The organism is Methylobacterium sp. NEAU K (assembly GCF_030700285.1).
Taxonomy (GTDB): Bacteria; Pseudomonadota; Alphaproteobacteria; order Rhizobiales; family Beijerinckiaceae; genus Methylobacterium.
The window spans coordinates 14,255-34,669 of sequence record NZ_JAUYZJ010000002.1 but is presented as its reverse complement, the minus strand read 5'-3'; the positions used below and the strand labels follow the sequence as shown (position 1 = coordinate 34,669).

Here is a 20,415-nt window from a genome sequence, read left to right as displayed (position 1 = left end):
GGTCGGCGGCCCGGGCCGAGGCGGCGGCCGGGTTCGAGCGTGAACCGTCTCCGCGGGCGCCTTAGCACGCCGTCCCGCCCCCGTCGCCGCGGCGCGCCGGCGCCATGCTTGGCCGCTTGTTGACACCTCAACGACCCGCTTGTACCCGCCGGGCACTGTCCGGATCCCGCCATGGGCGGTCCCTCTCCAGTCGCCGCCGGGAACCCGCGAAAAGAGACCATGCCCCGTCTGGTGATGAAATTCGGCGGCACCTCCGTCGCCAACGTCGACCGCATCCGCAACGTGGCGCGCCACGTCGCCCGCGAGGTCGCGGCCGGCTACGAGGTCGCCGTGATCGTGTCGGCGATGTCGGGCAAGACCAACGAACTGGTCGACTGGGTCAAGGATGCCAACCCGCTCTACGACCCGCGCGAGTACGATGCGGTCGTGGCCTCGGGCGAGCTGGTGACAGCCGGCCTGCTGGCGATCGCCCTCCAGAAGGAGGGCCTCCAGGCCCGGTCCTGGCAGGGGTGGCAGATCCCGGTCGTCACCTCGGAGGCGCATGGCTCGGCGCGCATCGCCGAGATCGACCCCAGGAACCTGGAGGCGGGCTTCGCGAAGGGCGAGGTCGCGGTCATCGCCGGCTTCCAGGGCATCCATGCCGAGACCGGCCGGGTCACGACCCTCGGGCGCGGCGGCTCGGACACGTCGGCGGTGGCGGTGGCGGCCGCGATTCAGGCCGAGCGCTGCGATATCTACACGGACGTGGACGGGGTCTACACCACGGATCCGCGCATCGTGCCGAAGGCCAAGCGCATGGAGCGCGTGACCTTCGAGGAGATGCTGGAGATGGCCTCCCTCGGCGCCAAGGTGCTGCAGGTCCGCTCGGTGGAACTCGCCATGGTCCACCGGGTGCCGACCACGGTCCGCTCCTCCTTCGATCCGCCGGACGCCGCGCGCCCGGGCACCCTCATCTGCGACGAGGACGATATCGTGGAACAGCAGATCATCACCGGGATCGCGTTCTCCCGGGACGAGGCACAGATCACCCTGCGCAAGGTCAAGGACAGTCCCGGCGTGGCCGCCGCCATCTTCGGGCCGCTGGCGGACGCCAACATCAACGTCGACATGATCATCCAGACCGTGTCGGGCGACCAGTCGACCACCGACATGACCTTCACGGTGCCGGCCGCCGAGTACCAGCGCTCCCGCGCGATCCTCGACGAGGCCCGCACGAAGATCGGATACGCCCAGATCGAGGGCGCCACCGACGTGGTGAAGGTCTCGGCGATCGGGGTCGGGATGCGCAGCCACGCGGGTGTCGCCGCGAAGGCGTTCCGGGCGCTCGCCGAGAAGGGAATCAACATCCGCGCGATCACCACGTCGGAGATCAAGTTCTCCGTGTTGATCGACGCGGCCTATACGGAGCTTGCCGTGCGCACGCTTCACTCGCTATACGGCCTGGATCAGGCTTGAGCCCGGGACGACGCGGTCTAGAGCGGGTCGAGTGTCTTAAACCGAACAGTCACGGGCCGGTCCGCCGATCCCAGAGATCCTCTGGGAGATTGCGGCTCGGCCCATCCGGCGCCTTCCGTTCCGAAGTTGGCGCCAAGGTTGCAGGGTGGTCGACGCCAAGGCCGCTCGCCGACGTTGGAACGACGAATCGATGCCCGCTGCGCCCGGAGGCCCGCGCCTGCTGCTGCGCCGCCTCCGCGAAGCGATGGCGGAGCCGGTCAGCCCCCAGGCACGACTCGACCGCATCGTCGTCCTGATCGCCGCCAACGTCGTAGCCGAGGTCTGCTCGGTCTACGTCCTGCGGGACGACAACACCCTCGAACTGTTCGCCACCGAGGGCCTGAACGTCGAGGCGGTGCACCAGACGCGCATGCGCGCCGACGAAGGCCTCGTCGGACTGATCGCCCGCACGGCCGAACCGCTTTCGCTGTCGGACGCCCAGAACCATCCGGCCTTCTCCTACCGGCCGGAGACGGGCGAGGAAGCCTATCACGCGTTCCTGGGCGTGCCGCTGCTGCGGGCCGGCAACACGCTCGGCGTGCTCACCGTCCAGAACAAGACCTACCGGGTCTATTCCGAGGAGGAGATCGAGGCGCTCCAGACCACCGCCATGGTGCTCTCGGAGATGATCGCCTCCGGCGAGCTGGAGGGCCTGGCGCCGGATGCCGGCACGGCCGCCCGCCGCCCCGTGGTCGCCCGCGGCATCGCGCTGGCCGACGGCATCGGCCTCGGCCACGTGGTGCTGCACGAGCCGCGCGTCGTCGTGAAGACGCTGATCGCCGAGAACGTCGACCGCGAGGTCGCGCGGCTCGACGAGGCGATCGAGGAGGTCCGCTCGGCCATCGACGCGCTGGTGGAGCGGGGCGACCGGATCGGCACCGCCGAATCGCGCGAGGTTCTGGAGACCGTCCGGATGTTCGCCCACGACAAGGGCTGGCTCCGGCGGATGCGCGAGGCCGTGGCGTCCGGCCTGACTGCCGAGGCCGCGGTGGAGCGGGTGCAGTCGGACAACCGCGCCCGCATGATGCGCCAGTCCGACCCTTACCTGCGCGAGCGCCTGCACGATCTCGACGACCTCGCCAACCGCCTCCTGCGCGCGCTGATCGGCCCCGAGGCGGCAGGGGTCCTGGTCCTGCCCGAGAACGCAATCCTGGTGGCGCGCACCATGGGGCCGGCGGCGCTGCTCGATTACGAATCCTCGACCTTGCGCGGCATCGTTCTGGAGGAGGGCGGTCCGACCAGCCACGTGGCCATCGTGGCCCGGGCACTGGGCATCCCGGCCGTCGGGGAGGTCGAGAACGCTTCGGCCCTGTGCGACGCCGGGGACGCCATCATCGTCGATGGCGTCGCCGGCGAGATCCATGTCCGGCCCGGTCCCGAGGTCGAGGCCGCCTATGCCGAGATGGTGCGGCTGCGGGCCCGCCGGCAGGAGCAGTACCGGGCGCTCCGCGATGTGCCGGCGCAGACGCGCGACGGGGTGCGGGTCGGCCTGCACCTCAATGCCGGCCTGCTGGTGGATTTCAGCCACCTGAACGAGACCGGCGCCGAGGGCGTCGGGCTGTTCCGCACCGAATTGCAGTTCATGGTCGCCCAGCGGATGCCGTCTGCGGCGGAGCAGCAGGAACTCTACCGGAAGGTATTCGCGGCCGCCGGCGGCAAGCCCGTGACGGTCCGGACCCTCGACATCGGCGGCGACAAGATCCTGCCCTACATGGCCAAGCTCGAGGAGGAGAACCCGGCGCTCGGCTGGCGGGCGATCCGCATCGGCCTCGACCGTCCGGCGCTGCTGCGGATGCAACTGCGCGCGCTCCTGAAGGCGGCCGACGGCGATCCGCTCAAAATCATGTTTCCGATGGTCGCGACGGTCAACGAGTTCGTCCGTGCCCGCGGCATCGTCGAGCGCGAGAAGGCCTACCTGAGGCGTCACGGCTACCGGCTACCGGCCGAGTGCCGCCTGGGCGCGATGATCGAGGTTCCCTCGCTGCTGTTCCAGATCGACGAGATCGCCCGCGAGGCCGACTTCCTCTCCGTCGGCTCAAACGACCTGATGCAGTTCCTGTTCGCGGTCGATCGCGAGAACCGCCGCGTCGCCAACCGCTTCGACCCGCTCTGCGTCGCCGCCCTGCGGGCCTTTCGGCTGATCGTCGAGCGGGCGGACGCCGCCGGGTGCCCGGTCACGGTCTGCGGAGAGATCGGCGGGCGGCCCCTCGACGCGATGGCGCTGATCGGCCTCGGCTACCGGAAGCTGTCGATGTCGCCGGCCGCCATCGGACCGGTCAAGGCGATGGTGCTCAGCCTCGACGCGCGCGCCGTATCCGAACTCATCGACACCGAGATGGCGCGTATGCACGACGGCGATTCCCTGCGCCCGGCGCTCACCGCCTTCGCGCACGCGCACGGCGTACCTATCTAAAGCCCGCAGACGACCCTTGCCGAAGGTTCGGCCGGGGTTGTACGGCAAAGCCACGACGATTTCGGTCGATGCGCCGCGGCTTCCGCTCTCCAATGGAAGAAGCGTGGGATGGGGGTACGAGTCTTGCCGTATTGGTCAGCCCCCTGATCCCGCGCTTCCATCCCTGAGACCGGACCCGCGCCCGGCCCGGAACGCCGTGCGCGCAGACCTGCAGAAACACGGGCGATGATCCCCTTTCCAACCGAGCGCCTCGACGCGATCCTGGCGCGGCACGATATCGTTACCGCGCAACTCGCCTCGGGCGAGGGCGAATCCGAAACCGTGGTCCAGCTCTCGCGGGAACTATCCGAACTCGATCCCGTCGTGGACGCGATCCGCACCTACCGGGCGGCACTGGAGAACCTCTCGGGCGTCGAGGCGCTGATCGACGAGCCCGGCACTGATCCCGAGATGCGCGCGCTGGCGGCCGAGGAGAAGCCCGAGGCCCAGGAGCAGCTCGAGGCCGCCCACCGTGCGCTCCAGCTCATGCTGCTACCCAAGGACGCGGCCGACGAGAAGAGCGCGATCCTGGAAGTCCGCGCCGGCACCGGCGGCGACGAGGCGGCTCTGTTCGCGGGCGACCTGTTCCGCATGTACGCGAAATATGCCGAGGCCAAGGGCTGGCGCGTCGAGGTGATCTCCGAGAGCGAAGGCGCGGTCGGCGGCTTCCGCGAGGTCGTGGCCGAGGTGAAGGGCAGGGGCGTCTTCGCGCGACTCAAGTACGAGAGCGGCGCGCACAGGGTGCAGCGCGTGCCGGATACCGAGACCCAGGGGCGCATCCACACCTCGGCGGCCACCGTGGCCGTCCTGCCGGAGGCCGAGGAGGTCGATATCGTCGTCAACGACGCGGACCTGAAGATCGACACGATGCGCGCCCAGGGCGCGGGCGGCCAGCACGTCAACAAGACCGAGTCGGCTATCCGCATCACCCACCTGCCGACCGGCATCGTGGTATTCGTCCAGGAAGAGCGCTCGCAGCACAAGAACCGCGCCCGCGCCATGGCATTGCTGCGCGCCCGGCTCTACGACGCCGAGCGGACCGCAAAGGATTCCGCCCGTGCCGCCGACCGCAGGGCGCAGGTCGGCTCCGGGGACCGCAGCGAGCGCATCCGCACCTACAATTTCCCGCAGGGCCGGGTGACCGACCATCGCATCAACCTGACCCTCTACAAACTGGAGGAGGTCATGGCCGGCACGGCGCTCGACGAGGTGGTCGATGCCCTGATCAGCGAACACCAGGCGGAACTCCTCGCCGCCGAGGGCATGGCCTGAGCGGCGCCGTGGCGGAAGGGTCGAGCCAGGGCCTGTCACGCCGCGCGGCGCTGCGGCGGAGCACGGCCCTCCTGGCGGCCGGAGGGATCGCGGAGGCCGCAGGCGATGCGCGCTTCCTCATGCTGGGCCTGCTCGGCCTGGAGTCCAGCGACCTCCTGCTCGAGGGCGAGCGGATCCTGGACCCGGACGAGGCAACCGGCCTCGACGCCGCCCTGGCTCGGCGGCTCGCGGGCGAACCCGTGGCCCGGATTCTCGGAGCCTGGGAATTCTGGGGCCTTCCGATGCGACTGGCGCCCGAAACTCTGGTGCCACGCCCGGACACCGAGATTCTCGTCGAGGCCGCCCTCGCCGCCGTGCCGGACCGAAAGGCGGCCTTGCGCTGCCTCGATCTCGGCACCGGATCCGGCTGCATCCTCGCGGCGCTCCTGAGCGAACTGCCGCGCGCCTTCGGCGTGGGCCTCGACCGCGCGCCCGCCGCCCTGCGCATGGCCCGGTACAACGCGGTCGCGAACGGGCTCGGGCACCAGGCTGCCTTCGTGGCTGGGGATTGGTGCGACGCGGTGGGGGGCGCCTTCGACCTCGTGGTCTCGAACCCGCCCTACATCGCGCAGGACCTCATTCCGGGCCTCGATCGGGAGGTCCGCGGCCACGATCCGCTCGCGGCCCTCGACGGAGGGCCGGACGGGCTCGTCGCTTATCGGCGCATCCTTGACGGCGTGCGCGCCGCCGCGCTGCTTGCCGCAGGCGGGACTCTGGTGATGGAGATCGGCTTCGACCAAGCCGAGGCGGTCCGTGCCCTCGCGCGCGCAGCCGGCTTCATCGATCGCGGCCTCACGCGCGATCTTGCCGGCCACGACCGGGTGCTGAGCTTTGGTCTTCCATCGGGACACACGGATGCCTAAGTCTCGTCCGACGCTCGCCGCGTCGAAAAAATGCTTGTTGCATCTATCGGGGAACGCTAGAGTCGGCTTGAAGATCGCGAACGGTTCGTTAAGACGGACCACGATAGGGTCGGCAACGTGCGCTGATCGTTGCTTGGTTCGCTGATCCCCGAACGTCGGACCAGAGCGCGCATGTGACTGCGCGGCGGTACGACAGCACTCGAACCTGACAATCGGCTGGTTTCCGGCGTCTTTCCCCGGGCGCGCGGTGCGAGGGATGGTCAGACGGACGCGCGGATTGCGACGTGGTCGCACGCGCGGCTCAACCGGGTGCCTTAGCCGGAGCGCGTCTCGAGATCGACGCCGGGCGCCCCAAAGACAGTCGTTTGCGTGAACGAGGGTCACTGTAGACCGATGAGACCAAACCAGAATCGACGGATGCGCGGCCGCAATCGGCCCAAAGGTCCGAACCCGCTGACGCGCTCGTACGAATCCAACGGCCCCGACGTCAAAATCCGCGGCACGGCGCAGCATATTGCCGACAAGTACGCGCAGCTCGCCCGTGACGCGCAGGCGGCGGGCGATCCTGTGGCGGCCGAGAACTATTTTCAGCACGGCGAACACTATTTCCGGATAGTTTCAGGTGCTCAAGAGCAGACTCGGCCGGCCAATACCGGCGGATATGCCAGCCGTCCCTACGACGAGGAGATGGATGAGGGCGACGACGAGGGGCAGGGCAGCGGCCCATCGCAGAACGGCCACGCCTATAACGGCTATGACGATGGCGATCCCGGTCAGCAGCCCCAGCCCTACGAGATGCGACCGGACCTGAATCAGGGCCGCGAGCAGGGACGTGACCGCTTCCAGAACCGCGACCAGCGCCGGTTCGACAATAACCCCCGGCAGGACTATCGGCGGCAGGATCAGCCCCGGCAGGATTACCAACGGCAAGACCCGCAGCGGCAAGACCCGCAGCGGCAAGACTATCAACGGCCGGATTACCGGCAGGATCGCCAAGACAACCGGCAAGAGAACCGACAGGATTACGGCCGCCAGGACTACCGGCAGGATCGCCAGGACAACCGGCAGGACGTTCGCGGTGACCAGGGCCGCTACGAGGCCGGGCGCTCCGAAGGGGCACGTCCGGAGGTCCGGCAGCAGGACAGCCGTCAGGAGGTTCGTCAGGACGACCGCCCGTCGCGTCGGACCGAGCCCCGGAGCGAGGCGGCGCCGCGCAGCGAAACCCCGCGTCAGGCCGAGCCGGCTCCGCGTCGCGAGCGCCGCCGGGAAGCCGCTCCCGCTCCCGCGGTCGCGGAGGATGCCGCCGGCCTGCCGGCCTTCCTGATGGCGCCGGCCCGTCCGGTCGCCGCCACCACGCCGATCGAGCAGCCGGTGGCTCCGGCCCCGGAGGCCGCCGCCGACGAGGCGCCCGCCGCGAAGCCACGCCGCCGCCGCAGGCCGCGCTTCGAGAGCGTCGCCGAAGAGGGCGAGGCCCGCACGCCCGCTGAGGACGCACCGACCGAATAAGTCGGCACGCCGCGGAGATCTGCACGTGATCGAGCCGTCCTGGGAGACCGGGGCGGCTCTTCTCGTGTCGGAGGCAGAGATTTGGCGGCGCGGACTGGCGGTCAGGCCCGGGCGGCACGCCAATCCGGATAGGCGTGGACCCGGTGGATGAGCCGATGGCGGCGGCCGACCTCGCCGAAGGGGGCGAGCTCCCAGTCCCAGAAGACCGAAGGCGGCGGCAGCGCCACGCCGAACATCAGGTCGAGGCTGTCGGTGACCCGGCCCTGGCGGTCCTCCTCGCGCTGCACCGTGTCGGTGATCAGGCAGATCCGCTCGCTCCCGGCGGCGAGCGCGTCGAGGGCGCCGAGATGGGTCTCCACGATCTGAGCGCCGAGCCTCGGCGGGGCCTCGCGGCCCCGGGCCTCGTAGGCATCGATGGGAACGATCGGTAGCTGCGACAGGAGATTGGCCGAGACGATCAGATCGGCCTCCGCGCAGGCCTCCGCCAGGGCGCGCTCCATCAGGCCGGCGCTGATCTCGGCGGTCACGAGCGCGACGTTGCGGTATCGCCGTGCGGCAAGGCGCGCCGGCCACGGATGCACCGCGTCGACAAGCTGCACCCGGTCGAACCGAGTGGCGAGCGCGTCGAGGGGCACGTCGTCGAGGAGACCGGAGCCGAGCACCACCGCCACCCCGCGCCGCGTGGTCGCTTCTGCGGATGCCGTGATCACGCCGCGCGCCCGCGCGAGATGCGGCGCCCAGGCCGCGCGGCAGCGGCGGGACCGGGCATGGAGCAGGCCGCTCTGGCGGACGTAGCCGAGGCGGCGCAGGCGCAGCGGCGCGGGATTGGCCAGCGACAGCGCCCACTCGACCAGCATCGGCGCGCGGCTCAGACCTCGTCCGGCGTCGAAATCCGCCCTGGCGAGCCGCGATAGCCGGTGGCCAGCACGTAGAGCTCGCTCGAATCGGCTCGGCTGGCGGCCGGCTTCACGTGGCGCACCGTCGCGAAATCGCGCTTCAGATCGGCCAGAAGGGCGTGCTCGGTGCCGCCCTGGAGCACCTTGGCGAGATAGGCACCGCCCGGGCCCAGCACCTCCCGGGCGAATTCGGCCGCGGTCTCGGCCAGCCCGATGATGCGCAAATGGTCGGTCTTCTTGTGGCCGGTGGCGTTGGCGGCCATGTCGGACAGGACGAGGTCGGCCTTCCCCCCGAGCATCTCGGTGAGCTTCGCCGGCGCCTCGGGATCGAGGAAGTCCAGGGTGATGAAGTCGACCCCGGCCATCGGCTCGATCTCCAGGAGATCGATGCCGACGACACGCCCGGTGGCCCCAACGGTCCGCGCGGCCACCTGCGACCAGCCGCCCGGGGCCGCCCCGAGATCGACGACCCGCTGGCCCGCCTTCAGCAGCTTGTAGCGCTCGTCGATCTCGATGAGCTTGTAGGCCGCCCGGGACCGGTAGCCCTCGCGCTTGGCGCGGGCGACATACGGGTCGTTGAGCTGGCGCTCCAGCCAGCGCTTCTGCGACAGGGTCCGGCCGCGGCCGGTCTTCACGCGCTGCTTCAGCTCACCGCGAACGCCCCCGGTGGAGCCCGCGCCGCCGCGCCGGTCGCTCATTGCAGGAGCCCCTTCGGCCGGATCGTCATCGGACGGCCTTCCTGTTCCAGACGCCGTCCTCCCGCATCATGTTCATCAGCAGCCCCTCGCGCAGGCCCCGGTCGGCGATGCGCAGGCGCTCGGACGGGAAGGCCCGGCGGATCGCCTCCAGGATCGCGCAGCCCGCGAGCACCAGATCCGCCCGGTCGCGGCCGATGCAGGGATTGTCGGCGCGCTGCTCCAGGCGGGTGTCGAGCAGGTCGTCGATCGCGGTCGAGACCTCGTCGTCGTTCATCCACAGGCCATCGACCCGCCGCCGCTCGTAGCGCGCCAGCCGCAGGTGCATCGCGGCGATCGTCGTCACGGTCCCGGAGGTGCCGAGCAGATGGAAATGCGGGGCGGTGGCGGCGGCCGCTGCCCGGAGCGCGAAGGCCGAGAGCTTCTCGGCCACCTCTTCGACCATACCCTCGAACATGCGGCGCGTGACCTCGGCCCCCCCGTGACGCTCGGCCAGGGTGACGACGCCCACCGGCAGCGAATCCCATGCGCGGATCCGTAGGGTCGGGTCTGTGGACGGGTTCGCGGCCTCGCCGTCGAGCCACGCGATCTCGGTCGAGCCGCCGCCGATGTCGAAGATCACCACGGATTCCGCCAGCGGGTCGGCCAGGGCGGCACAGCCCGTCACGGCGAGATAGGCCTCGGTCTGTCGATCGACGATTTCGAGGTCGAGGCCGACGCCGCGGCGGACGCGGTCCACGAAGGCCGCACCGTTGACGGCGAGCCGGCAGGCCTCCGTGGCGATCACCTTCGCGCGCCGCACGCCGCGCGCCTGCATCTTGGTACGGCAGATGCGCAACGCCTCCACGGTCCGCTCGATCGCCGGCTCGCTCAGGCGGTCGGAAGTACCGAGGCCCTCGCCGAGGCGGACGATGCGCGAGAACGCGTCGATCACCCGGAAGCCGCTGAAAGTCGGCTCGGCGATCAGCAGGCGGCAATTGTTCGTGCCGAGGTCCAGCGCCGCATAGGCCATGCGACGGCGATCGCGACCCGGCAATTGGGCCGGCGGTTGGAGCGGCGCTGCGCCGGTCGGAGTGCGGGACGGCGCGGCCGCGGCGGTCTCGTCCCTCATCGGCGCGGCCGTCGATCCTTCGGGTCAGCCAGGAGCGTCGCGCTCGGCCATTCTCGACCACAGACCCTACAGGGTCGGTCGGGAACTGCAACGTCCGATCGTATCCCGGGTCAGGCGACAGCCTTCATGGCGCTGGCCCGGCGCGGAATCGGCCTCAAGATACTCTTGACCTGGGAGTAGGGGCGAGGCCGGTTGATCACCTCGTCGAGGCGCGACCACAGGGTCTTGGGCGAGAAAGGCTTGGCGATGATCTCGTTGACCCCCAGCGCAACCGCCCGGTCGACGACGTTCCGGCGCGGCTGGGCGAGCATCAGGATGATCGGGATGGTGGGGCAGGGCGAGGTCGTCGGCGTGCGCGCCAGCCGGATGAACTCCTCGCCCGACAGGATCGACAGGTCCCAGTCGATGATGCTGATGTCGGGCTTGCTCTCCGCCAGGACGCCGAGAGCCTCAGCACCGTCCGGAGCCTCGAGGACGCGCTTGATGCCCACCCGCATGAGCATGTCGCGAACGATTCGGCGGATATAGAGGCTCTCGTCCACGACGAGGGCCGAGAGATCGGGAAAGGTCGGTGTCGCGATCATGGCCGGGTGCCGTTGCGGGGCGCCGCGTGAATCTAGCCGAACAGCGTTTGCGTTTCGCTAACACCCTCGGCCGCAAGGCGAACGCCATCACCGGCGGCGACGTCGAACAGCGTTGCTTGCCGCAAGAAAGTAACGAAACGGGCGCGTCTGAGCCAAGAAGGTCCTTGCGGTCAAGGCCCGATTGCGTCAGGACTGGGGCGTTATTCTTGGTTACCGCGACCTGGGGTAATGATAGTGCGGGGCGTGGGCTGTCTGAGATGGCGCGCACGCGGTATTCGAGACAAGGGCGGCGGACGGTTTTTGCGAGCTTTCGATGGGACGTGGTCGTGATTTCAGGGGGCCGCAGAAGCGCGGCTTCGACGAGAGTGGCGAGCCGAGATGGCCTGATCAGGCTCCCCCCAGCGGCGGATACGGCGGTGGTGGTTTCGGTGGTGGCGGCGGCGGCGGTTTCGGTGGCGGCGGTTTCGACCGTGGCCCGGCCCGCGGCGGTGCGGCGCCTGTCGCAACCGGACCGGAGCGTGATGCCACGGTCAAGTGGTTCAACAAGGAGAAGGGCTTCGGCTTCGTCGAACTCGGCGACGGATCGGGCGATGCCTTCCTCCACATCCGCGCCGTCGAGGCTGCCGGCCACGCCGATCTGATGCCGGGCACCCGGCTGACGGTCACCACGGCGCAGGGTCAGAAGGGCCCGCAGGTCACGAGCGTAACCAGCGTCGACACGTCGACGGCCGAGGCGCCCGCGCCTCGGCGCGAGATGCGTCCGCGCCCCGGCGGGTTCGGTGGTGAGCGCTTCGGCGGCGGCGGCGGTGGCGGCTACGGCGGTGGTGCCGGTGGCGGCTACGGTGGCGGTGGCGGTGGCGGTGGCTTTGGTGGCGGCGGCCGTGTCGCCTCCGGCCCCTCGGTCGAGATGAGCGGAACCGTGAAGTGGTACGATCCCGCCAAGGGCTTCGGCTTCGTCTCGGTGAATGACGGCGGCAAGGACGTGTTCGTGCACCGCTCCGCCCTGTCGCGCGCCGGCCTCGAATCGCTCGCGGAAGGCCAGCAGGTCACCCTCGGCGTGGTCGAGGGGCAGAAGGGCCGCGAGGCCCAGAGCATCAACGTCGAAGACTGACAGGTCCTCGCGGCCGCTTTCCCGCCGCGATCCATGGCGATGATCTGAAGCGGCGGCTCCTGACCGGGCCGCCGCTTTCGTCGTTTCGAGACGGCCATGTACCGCGCGCTGCTGTCGATGATCCCTCTCGTGCTCGCGAGCACCGCCGCGCAGGCGGAGGACTTCACCGGATTCTACGCCGGCCTCAACGCGGGCTACGCCCGAGGCGAAGAGCGCGACAGGGTGACGGGTTCACCCGCGCCCGTGCCTGGAGCCGCATTCGGGCGGCCGGCCGCCGGCTCCGACCTGCCGCCGAGCGCCCGCGACGCCGCCACCGCACTGCGCCGGTCTGGCCGGAGCGGCGCAACCGCCGCGGCCGCGCGCTGATTCGGCACAACCGCGCCGGATCCACCCCTCGTCCGCGGCTCGACTGATCTGCGGCGCGCTTAAGCGGTGGGTCGCTCTCGCCGGGCCTGCGACAGCCTAAGCACCTCTGCTCACACTGGAATCGTTCCGGAACATAGGCGTTGCGACGTCGGGTCCGGCGCTGCTAGGCCGCGCCATGGGCTCACGATACCGAGAGAACGCTCGATGAGCGGCCGCCCCATGCCGGACCTGACCTGTCGTCTGGCGGTCGCCGGGCGCGTGGCCCTGGCGGCGTTCGGCGGCTATGCCGTCGCCGCGCTGTCGGCCGCCCTCATGGCGCTGGTCCTGCCGTTTTCCCGCGCCGAGGCCGTCTCGACCGGGACGCTCGCGAGCTTCGCAATCCTGGCGGCGGTCGTGATCTGGGTTTTCGCCGCGCGGACGCTCGCCCGGGCGGCGTTGTCCCTCGGGCTTCTGGCGGCCCTGCTCGCCGGTGCGTTGTGGCTCGCCGGCGCCTTCACGACAGCGGGGGCCGCGTGAGCCGGGGCAAGAGCTTCCGACAGTCGATGGCGTGGCTTCACACCTGGTCCGGCCTCGTGGTCGGCTGGGTGCTGTTCGCGATCTTCGTGACCGGGACCGCAAGCTACTACCGCACCGATATCTCGCGCTGGATGCAGCCCGAACTGACCGAGACGGCGACCGATCCCGTCGCGGCGGCCACGCGTGCCGGCGCCTATCTGGGCAGGGTCATGCCGGATGCCCTGGGTTGGTCGGTCAAGCTCCCGACGGCGGAGGACCCGGCGGTCGAGGTCTTCTGGTGGAAGGATCAAGACGGGCCGTACCACAGGGCCCTCCTCGATCCCGCCACCGGCGAGAGATCGAAGGCCCGCGACACGAAGGGGGGAGATTTCCTCTACCGCTTCCACTTTGAACTGAGTCTCCCGCCGCTCTGGGGTCGCTGGATCGTCTCAGTCTGCGCCATGATCCTGCTGGTGTCGCTGATCTCCGGCGTCGTCACGCACCGGCGCATCTTCGCCGATTTCTTCACCTTCCGACGCGACCGCTCGGCGCAGCGCGGCTGGCTCGACGCCCACAACGTGGTCGGGGTCCTGGCGCTGCCGTTCCACCTGATGATCGTCTATACCGGCCTCGTGACGCTCGCGCCGATGCTGATGCCCTGGGGCGTGCAGGCGGCATATCGGCACGATGGCCTCCGCTACTATACCGAAGCGGGCCTGATGCCGCAGATGCGTGCGCCGGCAGGACGGCCTGGGACGCTGCTGCCGCTCGGCGAGATCGTGTCACGCGCGATCGCCGCGGCCGGCGAAACGCCCGAGACGCTGTGGGTCACCATGCCCGGCGACGCTGCGGCGACCGTCACGGCAATCTTCGAGGAGGCACCCGGCCTGGCGCATCTGCATCCGCAGATCGCCTATGCGGGCGATACCGGCACCGAGTACGCGCGCACCGGCCACGTCGGCGCGGCGACCCGTACAGGCGCCGTGATGATCGGACTGCACGAGGCGCATTTCGCCGCCGCGCCCCTGCGCCTCCTGTTCTTCCTGTGCGGGACGATGGGCGCCGCTACCGTCGCCAGCGGCCTCGTGCTCTGGACCGTGGCGCGGGCGCCGAAGGGCGCGAGCCCGGCGGGTCTCGGCCTCCGCCTCGTTCGCATCCTGAACCTCGGCACCATCACCGGTCTCCCCACCGGCCTCGCCGCGTATTTTCTCGCCAACCGCCTGCTGCCCGTCGACCTTGCCGACCGGGCCGACTGGGAGGTGCGCGGCTTCTTCGCGGCCTGGGCCCTCGCCGCCGTCGCATCGGCGCTGTACCCGCCGGCGAGAGCATGGCCGGTCGCCCTGGGCGTCGCGGCCGTCGCCGTCCTGGCGATCCCCGTCACCGACATCCTGACCGTCGGGCAAGCGCGATTCCTTGGCTTCGACGCCGCGATGCTCGTCCTCGGCGTGCTGCTGGCGCTCGGCGCGCGCATCGCGGCCCGCCGCCCGAGGACGCTGCGTGCGCCTGGGACGTCCATCCCCAGGACCGCAGAAGCGTGACCATCGCCGCCCTGGTGCTGAACCTCCTTCTGAGCTTCTCGAGCTTCGCCGCCCTGGCGCTGAGCCTCGACCGGCACCACCGCGGCACGTTCGACGTCCCGCTGCCCCGCGGCCGGAGCCGGGGCTTGCGGGCGGCCGGGTGGTCGGGGCTCATCCTCTCGTTCACGGTCGCGGTCGCCTGCGCCGGCTGGAGTTTCGGGCCGGTCCAATGGACCGGGGGGCTCACCGGCGCGGGGCTGGCGGTGGTGGCACTGATCTCCTACCGACCGACCTGGCTGCGGGCGGCCGCCCTGGCCGCGCTGCCGCTGGCTGCGGTCGCGCTGCCGTTCGCACTCGCCGGGTGAAAGCCGCGCCGGCCCAGACAGTGACGGTAACGGCCAAGGTCAGCGCCGCGGCAGCGTGCGCAGGTTCCAGTCTTGATGTGACGATTTTCGGATCGTTCGGGCGAAAGAGCCGTCCTCGATGGCACTTGAGCCAGTCTCGGGCTTGCGAGAATTGTCCCCTCGCGGTCCCGATCGGAAGGGCGTAGGATCCCGCGGCTCGCGCACTGGCCAAAAGTCCACCTTGATTCGGCGAGCCAAAAGCCATTGGCTTAAACCACAGCCGAACCGGGCAAGGCCGATCGAAACGGCTGCCCGCGTGCCAGCTACAGCCCAAGAGCCGCGGTTCGCGAGGCCGGGGCCTACGGAGGGAACAGAGCCATGAACAAGCCGGAATTCCTCGGCGACGCCCGGACGAAGTCGCCCTTCTCGGCCCGCTACGATAACTTCATCGGCGGACAATGGGTCGCGCCGAGCGCCGGCCGCTACTTCGAGAACACATCGCCGATCACCGGAAAGGTGATTTGCGAGGTCGCCCGCTCCGACGCGTCCGATGTCGAGAAGGCGCTGGACGCCGCCCACGCCGCCCGGGAATCCTGGGGCCGCACCGCCCCGGCCGAGCGCGCCCGCATCCTCAACAAGATGGCCGACCGGATGGAGGAGAACCTCGATCTGATCGCCCTGGCCGAGACCTGGGATAACGGCAAGCCGATCCGCGAGACGACCCACGCCGACATCCCACTGGCGATCGACCATTTCCGCTACTTCGCCGGCTGCGTCCGCGCGCAGGAAGGCTCCATCTCCGAGATCGACCACGACACGGTCGCCTACCACTTCCACGAGCCTCTCGGGGTCGTCGGCCAGATCATCCCATGGAACTTCCCGATCCTGATGGCGGTCTGGAAGCTGGCGCCGGCGATCGCGGCCGGCAATTGCGTGGTGCTGAAGCCGGCCGAGCAGACCCCCGCGTCGATCCTGGTGGTGATGGAGCTGCTGGCCGACCTGCTGCCGCCGGGCGTGATCAACATCGTCAACGGTTTCGGCCTGGAGGCCGGTAAGCCGCTCGCCTCGTCACCGCGCATCGCCAAGATCGCGTTCACCGGTGAGACGACCACCGGCCGCCTGATCATGCAGTACGCCTCGCAGAACCTGATCCCGGTGACGCTCGAGCTCGGCGGCAAGTCGCCGAACATCTTCTTCGCCGACGTGGCGAACGAGGACGACGACTTCTTCGACAAGGCGCTCGAAGGGTTCACGATGTTCGCCTTGAACCAGGGCGAGGTCTGCACCTGCCCGAGCCGCGCGCTCGTGCACGAGTCGATCTACGACCGCTTCATGGAGCGGGCGATCAAACGCGTGGAAGCGATCACCCAGGGCTCGCCCCTCGATCCGGCCACGATGATCGGCGCCCAGGCTTCGGGCGAGCAGATGGAGAAGATCCTCAGCTACATCGATATCGGCCGGCAGGAAGGCGCGCAGCTGCTCACCGGCGGCGAGCGGAACGTCAAGGAGGGCGAGCTGGCCGAGGGCTTCTACGTGCAGCCCACGGTCTTCCGCGGCCACAACAAGATGCGGATCTTCCAGGAGGAGATCTTTGGCCCGGTCCTGTCGGTCACGACCTTCAAGGACGACGCCGAGGCGCTCTCGATCGCCAACGACACGCTCTACGGCCTCGGCGCCGGCATCTGGACCCGCGACGGGACCCGCGCCTATCGCTTCGGCCGGGAGATCCAGGCCGGCCGCGTCTGGACCAACTGCTACCACGCCTACCCGGCCCACGCGGCCTTCGGCGGCTACAAGCAGTCCGGCATCGGCCGCGAGACCCACAAGATGATGCTCGATCACTACCAGCAGACCAAGAACATGCTGGTCAGCTACTCGGCTAAGAAGCTCGGTTTCTTCTGAGTTCTCTGGTCCGGGTTACCCCCGAGACTGACTCGCCCCGGCCTCCCGGCCGGGGCATTTTCGTCGCGGGAAGCCAAGTTTCAGAAAGCGGCGATTTCGGCCGACTTGCCATTGTGCCGTTGGATACGCAGGTCGGCGGCCGTCTCGACTCTCAACAGGCGTACCGCCAGGCCACTGTCGGCGTGGCCGGTGATAAGGTCGCTGGGTCCCGGATCGCCGCGGAGGGTGGTGCTGCCCGGCCTGATGCGGGCCGGCGCGTCGAGGTCCGCGCGCGGCATCACGGATCCGATAGCGTGGATAGCCCGGGTAACGCCGGCCCCGGGTCTCAATAGGTGCTGTAGCCCTCGAAGGGAGCATTGGCGATCGAGCCGGGCGCCATCGGGCCGGCATCGCCGCTCACGCTGGGCACATCGTCTGGCGGACCGTCCCAGCCGACGATACCCATCGGATTGTCCGGCGTGACGTTCGGGTTCACGGCCCTGTGCCAAGCGTGCTGGAGGAACAGGGGCTGCTCGCGGGTCTGGATCCTCAGCGACAGCGGATCGGCGCTCGCCGGGGCGGCGAGGCCGACCAGGGCGATGGCGAGACTGGTGGCTTGACCGAGTGAACTCATGGCGGGTGTGGGCTCCCGAGACGGCACGTGCGGCGCCCCCGGGACGGGCGCCCTTCGGTAAGGCAACGCGGCAGACGGCAATCCGGCACCAGCTCGGACATTGGGCTGCTTCGGAGCGGGGGCGTGGAAATCCGCTGCCGAACACGCATATTCACATTCCAACAGGGGAGGGCAGCATGGACGCCGGTTCGACGGGCGAGGCCACCACCGCGGAGCAGGCAGGGGCCGACGGCACGCCGCTGCGGGTCACCGCCACCCCGAAGGCGCTGGCGCTGATCGAGGAACTCAGGGGCGAATACGGGCCGGTGATGTTCCATCAGTCCGGCGGCTGCTGCGACGGATCCTCGCCGATGTGCTACCCCGTGGGCGACTTCCTGGTGAGCGATGCCGACGTCCATCTCGGCCGCGTCGGCGGTGCAGACTTCTACATCTCGCGCTCGCAATTCGCCGTCTGGAGGCACACCCACCTCATCCTGGATGTCGTGCCCGGGCGCGGGGGCATGTTCTCGCTCGAGAACGGGCGCGAGAAGCGCTTCCATATCCGATCCCGCCTGTTCACGGAGGCCGAGAACCAGGCGCTCGACGGGGCGTGCAAACTCTGAGACGGCCCGGAGGGGGAAGACCGATGGCGACCGTGCAGCTCTGGACCGATGTCGAGGCGGAGGCCGATCCGCGGGTGCAGGCGATCTTCGCCGACATCCGCGCGACCCGCGGCTCCGATTTCGTGAACAATTTTTGGCGCGGCCTCGCCAATGATCCGGCTCTGCTGGAACGGACCTGGACCAGCCTCAAGACCGTGATGGCGCCCGGGGCTCTCGACCCGCTGACGAAGGAGCTGGTGTACATGGCGGTTTCGATCGTCAATGGCTGCCCCTACTGCATCCACTCCCACACCGCCGCCGCCCGCGCCAAGGGCTTGACCGCCGAGCAGCACGGGGAGTTCCTCGCGGTGGTCGGCACGGCGAACCAGACCAATGCCCTGGTCAACGGCCTGCAGATCCCCGTGGATTCCGTCTTCAAAGTGGGGGACACATGAGCGGCGTATCCGAAACACCGAGGCAGGGGCTTATGGTGGTGCGCGAGAGCGCGCCGTTCCGCGGCAAGCAGGGGCACATCTATCGCCCGGCGATCTCCGCAGAGGCCGTAGGGTCCAAGGCCCTGCATCTCCAGCTCCTGGAAATCCCGCCGGGCGAGCGCGCCCATGCCCACAAGCACGAATCGCACGAGACGGCGATCCATGTCCTGTCGGGAGTCTCGGGCTGCTTCTGGGGCGAGAACCTCGAGCACCACGTGATCGCGGGCGCCGGCGAGTTCGTCTACATCGCCGCCGACGTGCCGCACCTGCCCTATAACCGCAGCCAGACCGAGCCGGTGACCGCGGTGATCGCCCGGACCGACCCGAACGAGCAGGAGAGCGTCGTGCTGCTCCCGGAACTCGAGGCCGGCGTCGACTGGTCCAAGGCGGCCGAATGAGCCCTCAGCGCTGCTCGATCCGCTCGTTGGCGAGGCGCTCGGCGCGAGTGCGCTCTTCGGCGGAGAGACCCGACAAGGTCTGATCGAGCCAGGCATCGGACAGGCCCTGCGCGGCCGCGGCGAGGTTCCAGGCCGCGGCCTCGATGAGGTTCTTGGAGACGCCGCGGCCGGCCGCGTAGAGGCGTGCGATCCGGTTCTGCGCGATCGCGTTCCCCCGTGAGGCCGCGTGAAGGAAGTAGCGGGCGGCCGAGCGTTCGTCCTTGGTCACGCCGTTGCCGTTGAACAGCAGGATCGCGTATTCGACCTCGCTGGCGAGGTCGCCGTTATCGGCCCCCCGCCGGAACCACTGGGCCGCCTTGCCGGGGTCCTTCGGGACGCCGCGGCCCTGAAGGTAGAGCACCCCCAGATCGTGCTGGGCCGGACCGATCTCGGCATCCGCGGCCTTGCGGAATTGTGCGGCCGCGGCAGCCTCGTCGGGTGTCGCGCCGGAGCCGATCAGGATCAGGCCGAGATTGTAGGCGGCCGTGGACGAGCCGTTGGCGGTGGCCTGCTCCAGCCAGCGCCGGCCAGCCTTGGTATCCTTCGGCATGCCGCGGCCGTCCAGCGCCATCAGGCCCAGCGACGCCATCGCGGCCGCATCGTTCTGGGCGGCGGCGAGCCGGTACCATTCGGCGGCCTTGACCGGGTCCTGCTTCACTCCGAGGCCCTGGTTGTACAGTTCCCCAAGCAGCGTCATCGCCGCCGCGTCCTTGGGATTCGCCTCGATGCGCTTGGTGGCCTCCCGGAAGGCGGTGACGTATTGGCCGCGCTGGTAGGCGCCGTAGGCGACATCAGGCGGCTGGCCGGTGGCGGGCGGAACGGCGCCCCGGGAATAGTTCGGCGTGTAGGGGCTCGGCAGCTCCGGCATCGGCTTCTTGTCGGGCTGGGTCGCGGCCTTCGACGGCTCGGCCGGTCCCGACGCCGCGAGAATCGGCATCGCCGGGACCAGTCCCGCGATAAGAAGTGCCGCGAGATGCGCGGACCGTCCGTTCACGCAACCCGCTCCTGGAACCCGCGCTGCGCGCGCTCGACCGCGCCCGGATCATTCAGCCAGAGGCCGCTCTCCAGTCCGACGAACTCGGCCCCGGTCGCCGCCAGCGGGGCGATCTCATCCGCCGTCACGGCGACCGCGACGCACGGGGTCTCGAAGATCTGGGCCCACCATTCGGCCCGGGCCAGCACCGTCGCAGGATCGGGGGCCACGCCGTCCGGATAAAGGCCGCCGAACATCAGGTAATCGATCCCGGCCTCGCCCGCCTCCATGGCGCCGTGCTTGGTCTCGATGCCGCCCGCCCCGAGGATGCGCCCGTCCCGGAGACGGTCGCGCAGATCCTTCAGGTCGCGCGGCTTGTCGACATGGACGCCATCGGCGCCGCCGCGGGTCGCCACCGAGACGAGGTCGCCGGTGAAGCCCGGACAGGCCACCACGAGCGCCGCCCCGACCTCCTGCGTGATCGCCGCGATCTGCTTGACGCGGGCGGTGAGCCCGCGCTCATCGGTGCTGGCCAGCCGCAGGATCACGGCCGCGACGTCGCCAGCCGCGCAGGCTGCGCCGAGCGCAGCCGCGAAGGCGTCGATGCCATCTGCGTCCAGGCTGTGGGGCCCGAGGAGGGCGAGGCGGGGGTTGCTGCTCATCGGACCGG

At 69.8% G+C, this 20,415-nt stretch carries 22 protein-coding genes; 14 read left to right on the top strand and 8 right to left on the bottom strand.

Annotated features, from left to right (window positions below):
- Positions 1 to 219: 219 nt before the first annotated feature.
- From Q8W67_RS01790 to Q8W67_RS01770, 5 genes are all read left to right on the top strand, one after another.
- Positions 220 to 1,455 (top strand): aspartate kinase, encoded by a 1,236-nt coding sequence (locus Q8W67_RS01790; RefSeq protein ID WP_305539803.1) that lies wholly within the window; start codon positions 220 to 222, stop codon positions 1,453 to 1,455.
- Between the two features lie 190 nt (positions 1,456 to 1,645).
- Positions 1,646 to 3,907 (top strand): phosphoenolpyruvate--protein phosphotransferase, encoded by a 2,262-nt coding sequence (ptsP, locus tag Q8W67_RS01785; RefSeq protein ID WP_305539800.1) that lies wholly within the window; start codon positions 1,646 to 1,648, stop codon positions 3,905 to 3,907.
- A gap of 225 nt (positions 3,908 to 4,132) precedes the next feature.
- On the top strand, positions 4,133 to 5,218 hold the full coding sequence (gene prfA, locus Q8W67_RS01780) for a peptide chain release factor 1 (RefSeq protein WP_305539797.1): 1,086 nt from the start codon (positions 4,133 to 4,135) through the stop codon (positions 5,216 to 5,218).
- 8 nt (positions 5,219 to 5,226) lie between these two features.
- Positions 5,227 to 6,120 (top strand): peptide chain release factor N(5)-glutamine methyltransferase, encoded by an 894-nt coding sequence (gene prmC / locus Q8W67_RS01775; protein WP_305539795.1) that lies wholly within the window; start codon positions 5,227 to 5,229, stop codon positions 6,118 to 6,120.
- 417 nt (positions 6,121 to 6,537) lie between these two features.
- A complete protein-coding gene (locus Q8W67_RS01770) occupies positions 6,538 to 7,626 on the top strand; it encodes a DUF4167 domain-containing protein (protein ID WP_305539792.1) in 1,089 nt (362 codons plus the stop codon).
- 101 nt (positions 7,627 to 7,727) lie between these two features.
- Here Q8W67_RS01770 and Q8W67_RS01765 read toward each other — a convergent pair whose 3' ends face one another.
- From Q8W67_RS01765 to Q8W67_RS01750, 4 genes are all read right to left on the bottom strand, one after another.
- On the bottom strand, positions 7,728 to 8,483 hold the full coding sequence (locus Q8W67_RS01765) for a hypothetical protein (protein ID WP_305539789.1): 756 nt from the start codon (positions 8,481 to 8,483) through the stop codon (positions 7,728 to 7,730).
- Positions 8,484 to 8,494: 11 nt separating this feature from the next.
- Entirely contained in the window at positions 8,495 to 9,220 is a 726-nt protein-coding gene (locus tag Q8W67_RS01760; protein ID WP_305539786.1) for an RlmE family RNA methyltransferase, read from the bottom strand.
- A gap of 25 nt (positions 9,221 to 9,245) precedes the next feature.
- On the bottom strand, positions 9,246 to 10,328 hold the full coding sequence (locus Q8W67_RS01755) for a Ppx/GppA phosphatase family protein (RefSeq protein WP_305539783.1): 1,083 nt from the start codon (positions 10,326 to 10,328) through the stop codon (positions 9,246 to 9,248).
- Positions 10,329 to 10,438: 110 nt separating this feature from the next.
- The gene (locus Q8W67_RS01750) at positions 10,439 to 10,912 is read right to left on the bottom strand and encodes a response regulator (protein ID WP_305539780.1); all 474 of its coding nucleotides are present in this window, start codon (positions 10,910 to 10,912) and stop codon (positions 10,439 to 10,441) included.
- 313 nt (positions 10,913 to 11,225) lie between these two features.
- On the opposite strand from Q8W67_RS01750, the gene Q8W67_RS01745 reads away from it, so the two are divergent.
- From Q8W67_RS01745 to adh, 6 genes are all read left to right on the top strand, one after another.
- The gene (locus Q8W67_RS01745; RefSeq protein ID WP_305539777.1) at positions 11,226 to 12,023 is read left to right on the top strand and encodes a cold-shock protein; all 798 of its coding nucleotides are present in this window, start codon (positions 11,226 to 11,228) and stop codon (positions 12,021 to 12,023) included.
- 96 nt (positions 12,024 to 12,119) lie between these two features.
- The gene (locus tag Q8W67_RS01740; protein WP_305539773.1) at positions 12,120 to 12,389 is read left to right on the top strand and encodes a hypothetical protein; all 270 of its coding nucleotides are present in this window, start codon (positions 12,120 to 12,122) and stop codon (positions 12,387 to 12,389) included.
- A 204-nt stretch (positions 12,390 to 12,593) separates the two neighbouring features.
- Positions 12,594 to 12,905, top strand: coding sequence for an iron transporter (locus tag Q8W67_RS01735; RefSeq protein WP_305539770.1), 312 nt, complete (start codon positions 12,594 to 12,596; stop codon positions 12,903 to 12,905).
- Positions 12,906 to 12,931: 26 nt separating this feature from the next.
- On the top strand, positions 12,932 to 14,422 hold the full coding sequence (locus Q8W67_RS01730) for a PepSY domain-containing protein (protein ID WP_305539767.1): 1,491 nt from the start codon (positions 12,932 to 12,934) through the stop codon (positions 14,420 to 14,422).
- A complete protein-coding gene (locus tag Q8W67_RS01725) occupies positions 14,419 to 14,766 on the top strand; it encodes a DUF3325 domain-containing protein (protein ID WP_305539765.1) in 348 nt (115 codons plus the stop codon). The genes Q8W67_RS01730 and Q8W67_RS01725 overlap by 4 nt, the downstream gene beginning before the upstream one ends.
- Before the next feature lie 357 nt (positions 14,767 to 15,123).
- Positions 15,124 to 16,647, top strand: coding sequence for an aldehyde dehydrogenase (adh, locus tag Q8W67_RS01720; protein ID WP_305539762.1), 1,524 nt, complete (start codon positions 15,124 to 15,126; stop codon positions 16,645 to 16,647).
- Positions 16,648 to 16,727: 80 nt separating this feature from the next.
- On the opposite strand, the gene Q8W67_RS01715 is transcribed toward adh, so the two are convergent.
- Together Q8W67_RS01715 and Q8W67_RS01710 are read right to left on the bottom strand one after the other, a co-directional pair.
- Positions 16,728 to 16,925, bottom strand: coding sequence for a hypothetical protein (locus tag Q8W67_RS01715; RefSeq protein ID WP_305539759.1), 198 nt, complete (start codon positions 16,923 to 16,925; stop codon positions 16,728 to 16,730).
- Positions 16,926 to 16,972: 47 nt separating this feature from the next.
- Entirely contained in the window at positions 16,973 to 17,260 is a 288-nt protein-coding gene (locus Q8W67_RS01710) for a hypothetical protein (protein WP_305539756.1), read from the bottom strand.
- 176 nt (positions 17,261 to 17,436) lie between these two features.
- Between Q8W67_RS01710 and Q8W67_RS01705 the strand changes: the two genes are divergently transcribed.
- The 3 genes from Q8W67_RS01705 to Q8W67_RS01695 are packed head-to-tail and all read left to right on the top strand — an operon-like array spanning position 17,437 to position 18,733.
- Complete coding sequence (locus tag Q8W67_RS01705) at positions 17,437 to 17,862, top strand: DUF779 domain-containing protein (protein ID WP_305539754.1); 426 nt, start codon at positions 17,437 to 17,439, stop codon at positions 17,860 to 17,862.
- A 23-nt stretch (positions 17,863 to 17,885) separates the two neighbouring features.
- Positions 17,886 to 18,296 (top strand): carboxymuconolactone decarboxylase family protein, encoded by a 411-nt coding sequence (locus Q8W67_RS01700; protein WP_305539751.1) that lies wholly within the window; start codon positions 17,886 to 17,888, stop codon positions 18,294 to 18,296.
- The gene (locus Q8W67_RS01695; protein WP_305539748.1) at positions 18,293 to 18,733 is read left to right on the top strand and encodes a cupin domain-containing protein; all 441 of its coding nucleotides are present in this window, start codon (positions 18,293 to 18,295) and stop codon (positions 18,731 to 18,733) included. The genes Q8W67_RS01700 and Q8W67_RS01695 overlap by 4 nt, the downstream gene beginning before the upstream one ends.
- A gap of 4 nt (positions 18,734 to 18,737) precedes the next feature.
- Here Q8W67_RS01695 and Q8W67_RS01690 read toward each other — a convergent pair whose 3' ends face one another.
- Positions 18,738 to 19,709, bottom strand: a complete 972-nt coding sequence (locus tag Q8W67_RS01690; protein WP_305540575.1) for a tetratricopeptide repeat protein — start codon at positions 19,707 to 19,709, stop codon at positions 18,738 to 18,740.
- A 53-nt stretch (positions 19,710 to 19,762) separates the two neighbouring features.
- Positions 19,763 to 20,407 carry a thiamine phosphate synthase gene (locus tag Q8W67_RS01685; protein WP_305539745.1) on the bottom strand — a complete coding sequence of 215 codons (645 nt, stop codon included), beginning with the start codon at positions 20,405 to 20,407 and terminating at the stop codon, positions 19,763 to 19,765.
- Positions 20,408 to 20,415: the final 8 nt, after the last annotated feature.

Bases quoted from the DNA above. Each gene is read 5' to 3' on its own strand.
- Q8W67_RS01690 (WP_305540575.1), bottom strand. From the start codon at position 19,709: ATGCCGATTCTCGCGGCGTCGGGACCGGCCGAGCCGTCGAAGGCCGCG.
- Q8W67_RS01715 (WP_305539759.1), bottom strand. From the start codon at position 16,925: ATGCCGCGCGCGGACCTCGACGCGCCGGCCCGCATCAGGCCGGGCAGC.
- Q8W67_RS01755 (WP_305539783.1), bottom strand. From the start codon at position 10,328: ATGAGGGACGAGACCGCCGCGGCCGCGCCGTCCCGCACTCCGACCGGC.
- Q8W67_RS01750 (WP_305539780.1), bottom strand. From the start codon at position 10,912: ATGATCGCGACACCGACCTTTCCCGATCTCTCGGCCCTCGTCGTGGAC.
- Q8W67_RS01740 (WP_305539773.1), top strand. From the start codon at position 12,120: ATGTACCGCGCGCTGCTGTCGATGATCCCTCTCGTGCTCGCGAGCACC.
- Q8W67_RS01760 (WP_305539786.1), bottom strand. From the start codon at position 9,220: ATGAGCGACCGGCGCGGCGGCGCGGGCTCCACCGGGGGCGTTCGCGGT.
- Q8W67_RS01695 (WP_305539748.1), top strand. From the start codon at position 18,293: ATGAGCGGCGTATCCGAAACACCGAGGCAGGGGCTTATGGTGGTGCGC.
- Q8W67_RS01730 (WP_305539767.1), top strand. From the start codon at position 12,932: ATGGCGTGGCTTCACACCTGGTCCGGCCTCGTGGTCGGCTGGGTGCTG.
- Q8W67_RS01735 (WP_305539770.1), top strand. From the start codon at position 12,594: ATGAGCGGCCGCCCCATGCCGGACCTGACCTGTCGTCTGGCGGTCGCC.
- Q8W67_RS01745 (WP_305539777.1), top strand. From the start codon at position 11,226: ATGGGACGTGGTCGTGATTTCAGGGGGCCGCAGAAGCGCGGCTTCGAC.
- prfA (WP_305539797.1), top strand. From the start codon at position 4,133: ATGATCCCCTTTCCAACCGAGCGCCTCGACGCGATCCTGGCGCGGCAC.
- Q8W67_RS01770 (WP_305539792.1), top strand. From the start codon at position 6,538: ATGCGCGGCCGCAATCGGCCCAAAGGTCCGAACCCGCTGACGCGCTCG.
- Q8W67_RS01710 (WP_305539756.1), bottom strand. From the start codon at position 17,260: ATGAGTTCACTCGGTCAAGCCACCAGTCTCGCCATCGCCCTGGTCGGC.
- Q8W67_RS01705 (WP_305539754.1), top strand. From the start codon at position 17,437: ATGGACGCCGGTTCGACGGGCGAGGCCACCACCGCGGAGCAGGCAGGG.
- Q8W67_RS01685 (WP_305539745.1), bottom strand. From the start codon at position 20,407: ATGAGCAGCAACCCCCGCCTCGCCCTCCTCGGGCCCCACAGCCTGGAC.
- Q8W67_RS01790 (WP_305539803.1), top strand. From the start codon at position 220: ATGCCCCGTCTGGTGATGAAATTCGGCGGCACCTCCGTCGCCAACGTC.
- ptsP (WP_305539800.1), top strand. From the start codon at position 1,646: ATGCCCGCTGCGCCCGGAGGCCCGCGCCTGCTGCTGCGCCGCCTCCGC.
- Q8W67_RS01700 (WP_305539751.1), top strand. From the start codon at position 17,886: ATGGCGACCGTGCAGCTCTGGACCGATGTCGAGGCGGAGGCCGATCCG.
- Q8W67_RS01765 (WP_305539789.1), bottom strand. From the start codon at position 8,483: ATGCTGGTCGAGTGGGCGCTGTCGCTGGCCAATCCCGCGCCGCTGCGC.
- adh (WP_305539762.1), top strand. From the start codon at position 15,124: ATGAACAAGCCGGAATTCCTCGGCGACGCCCGGACGAAGTCGCCCTTC.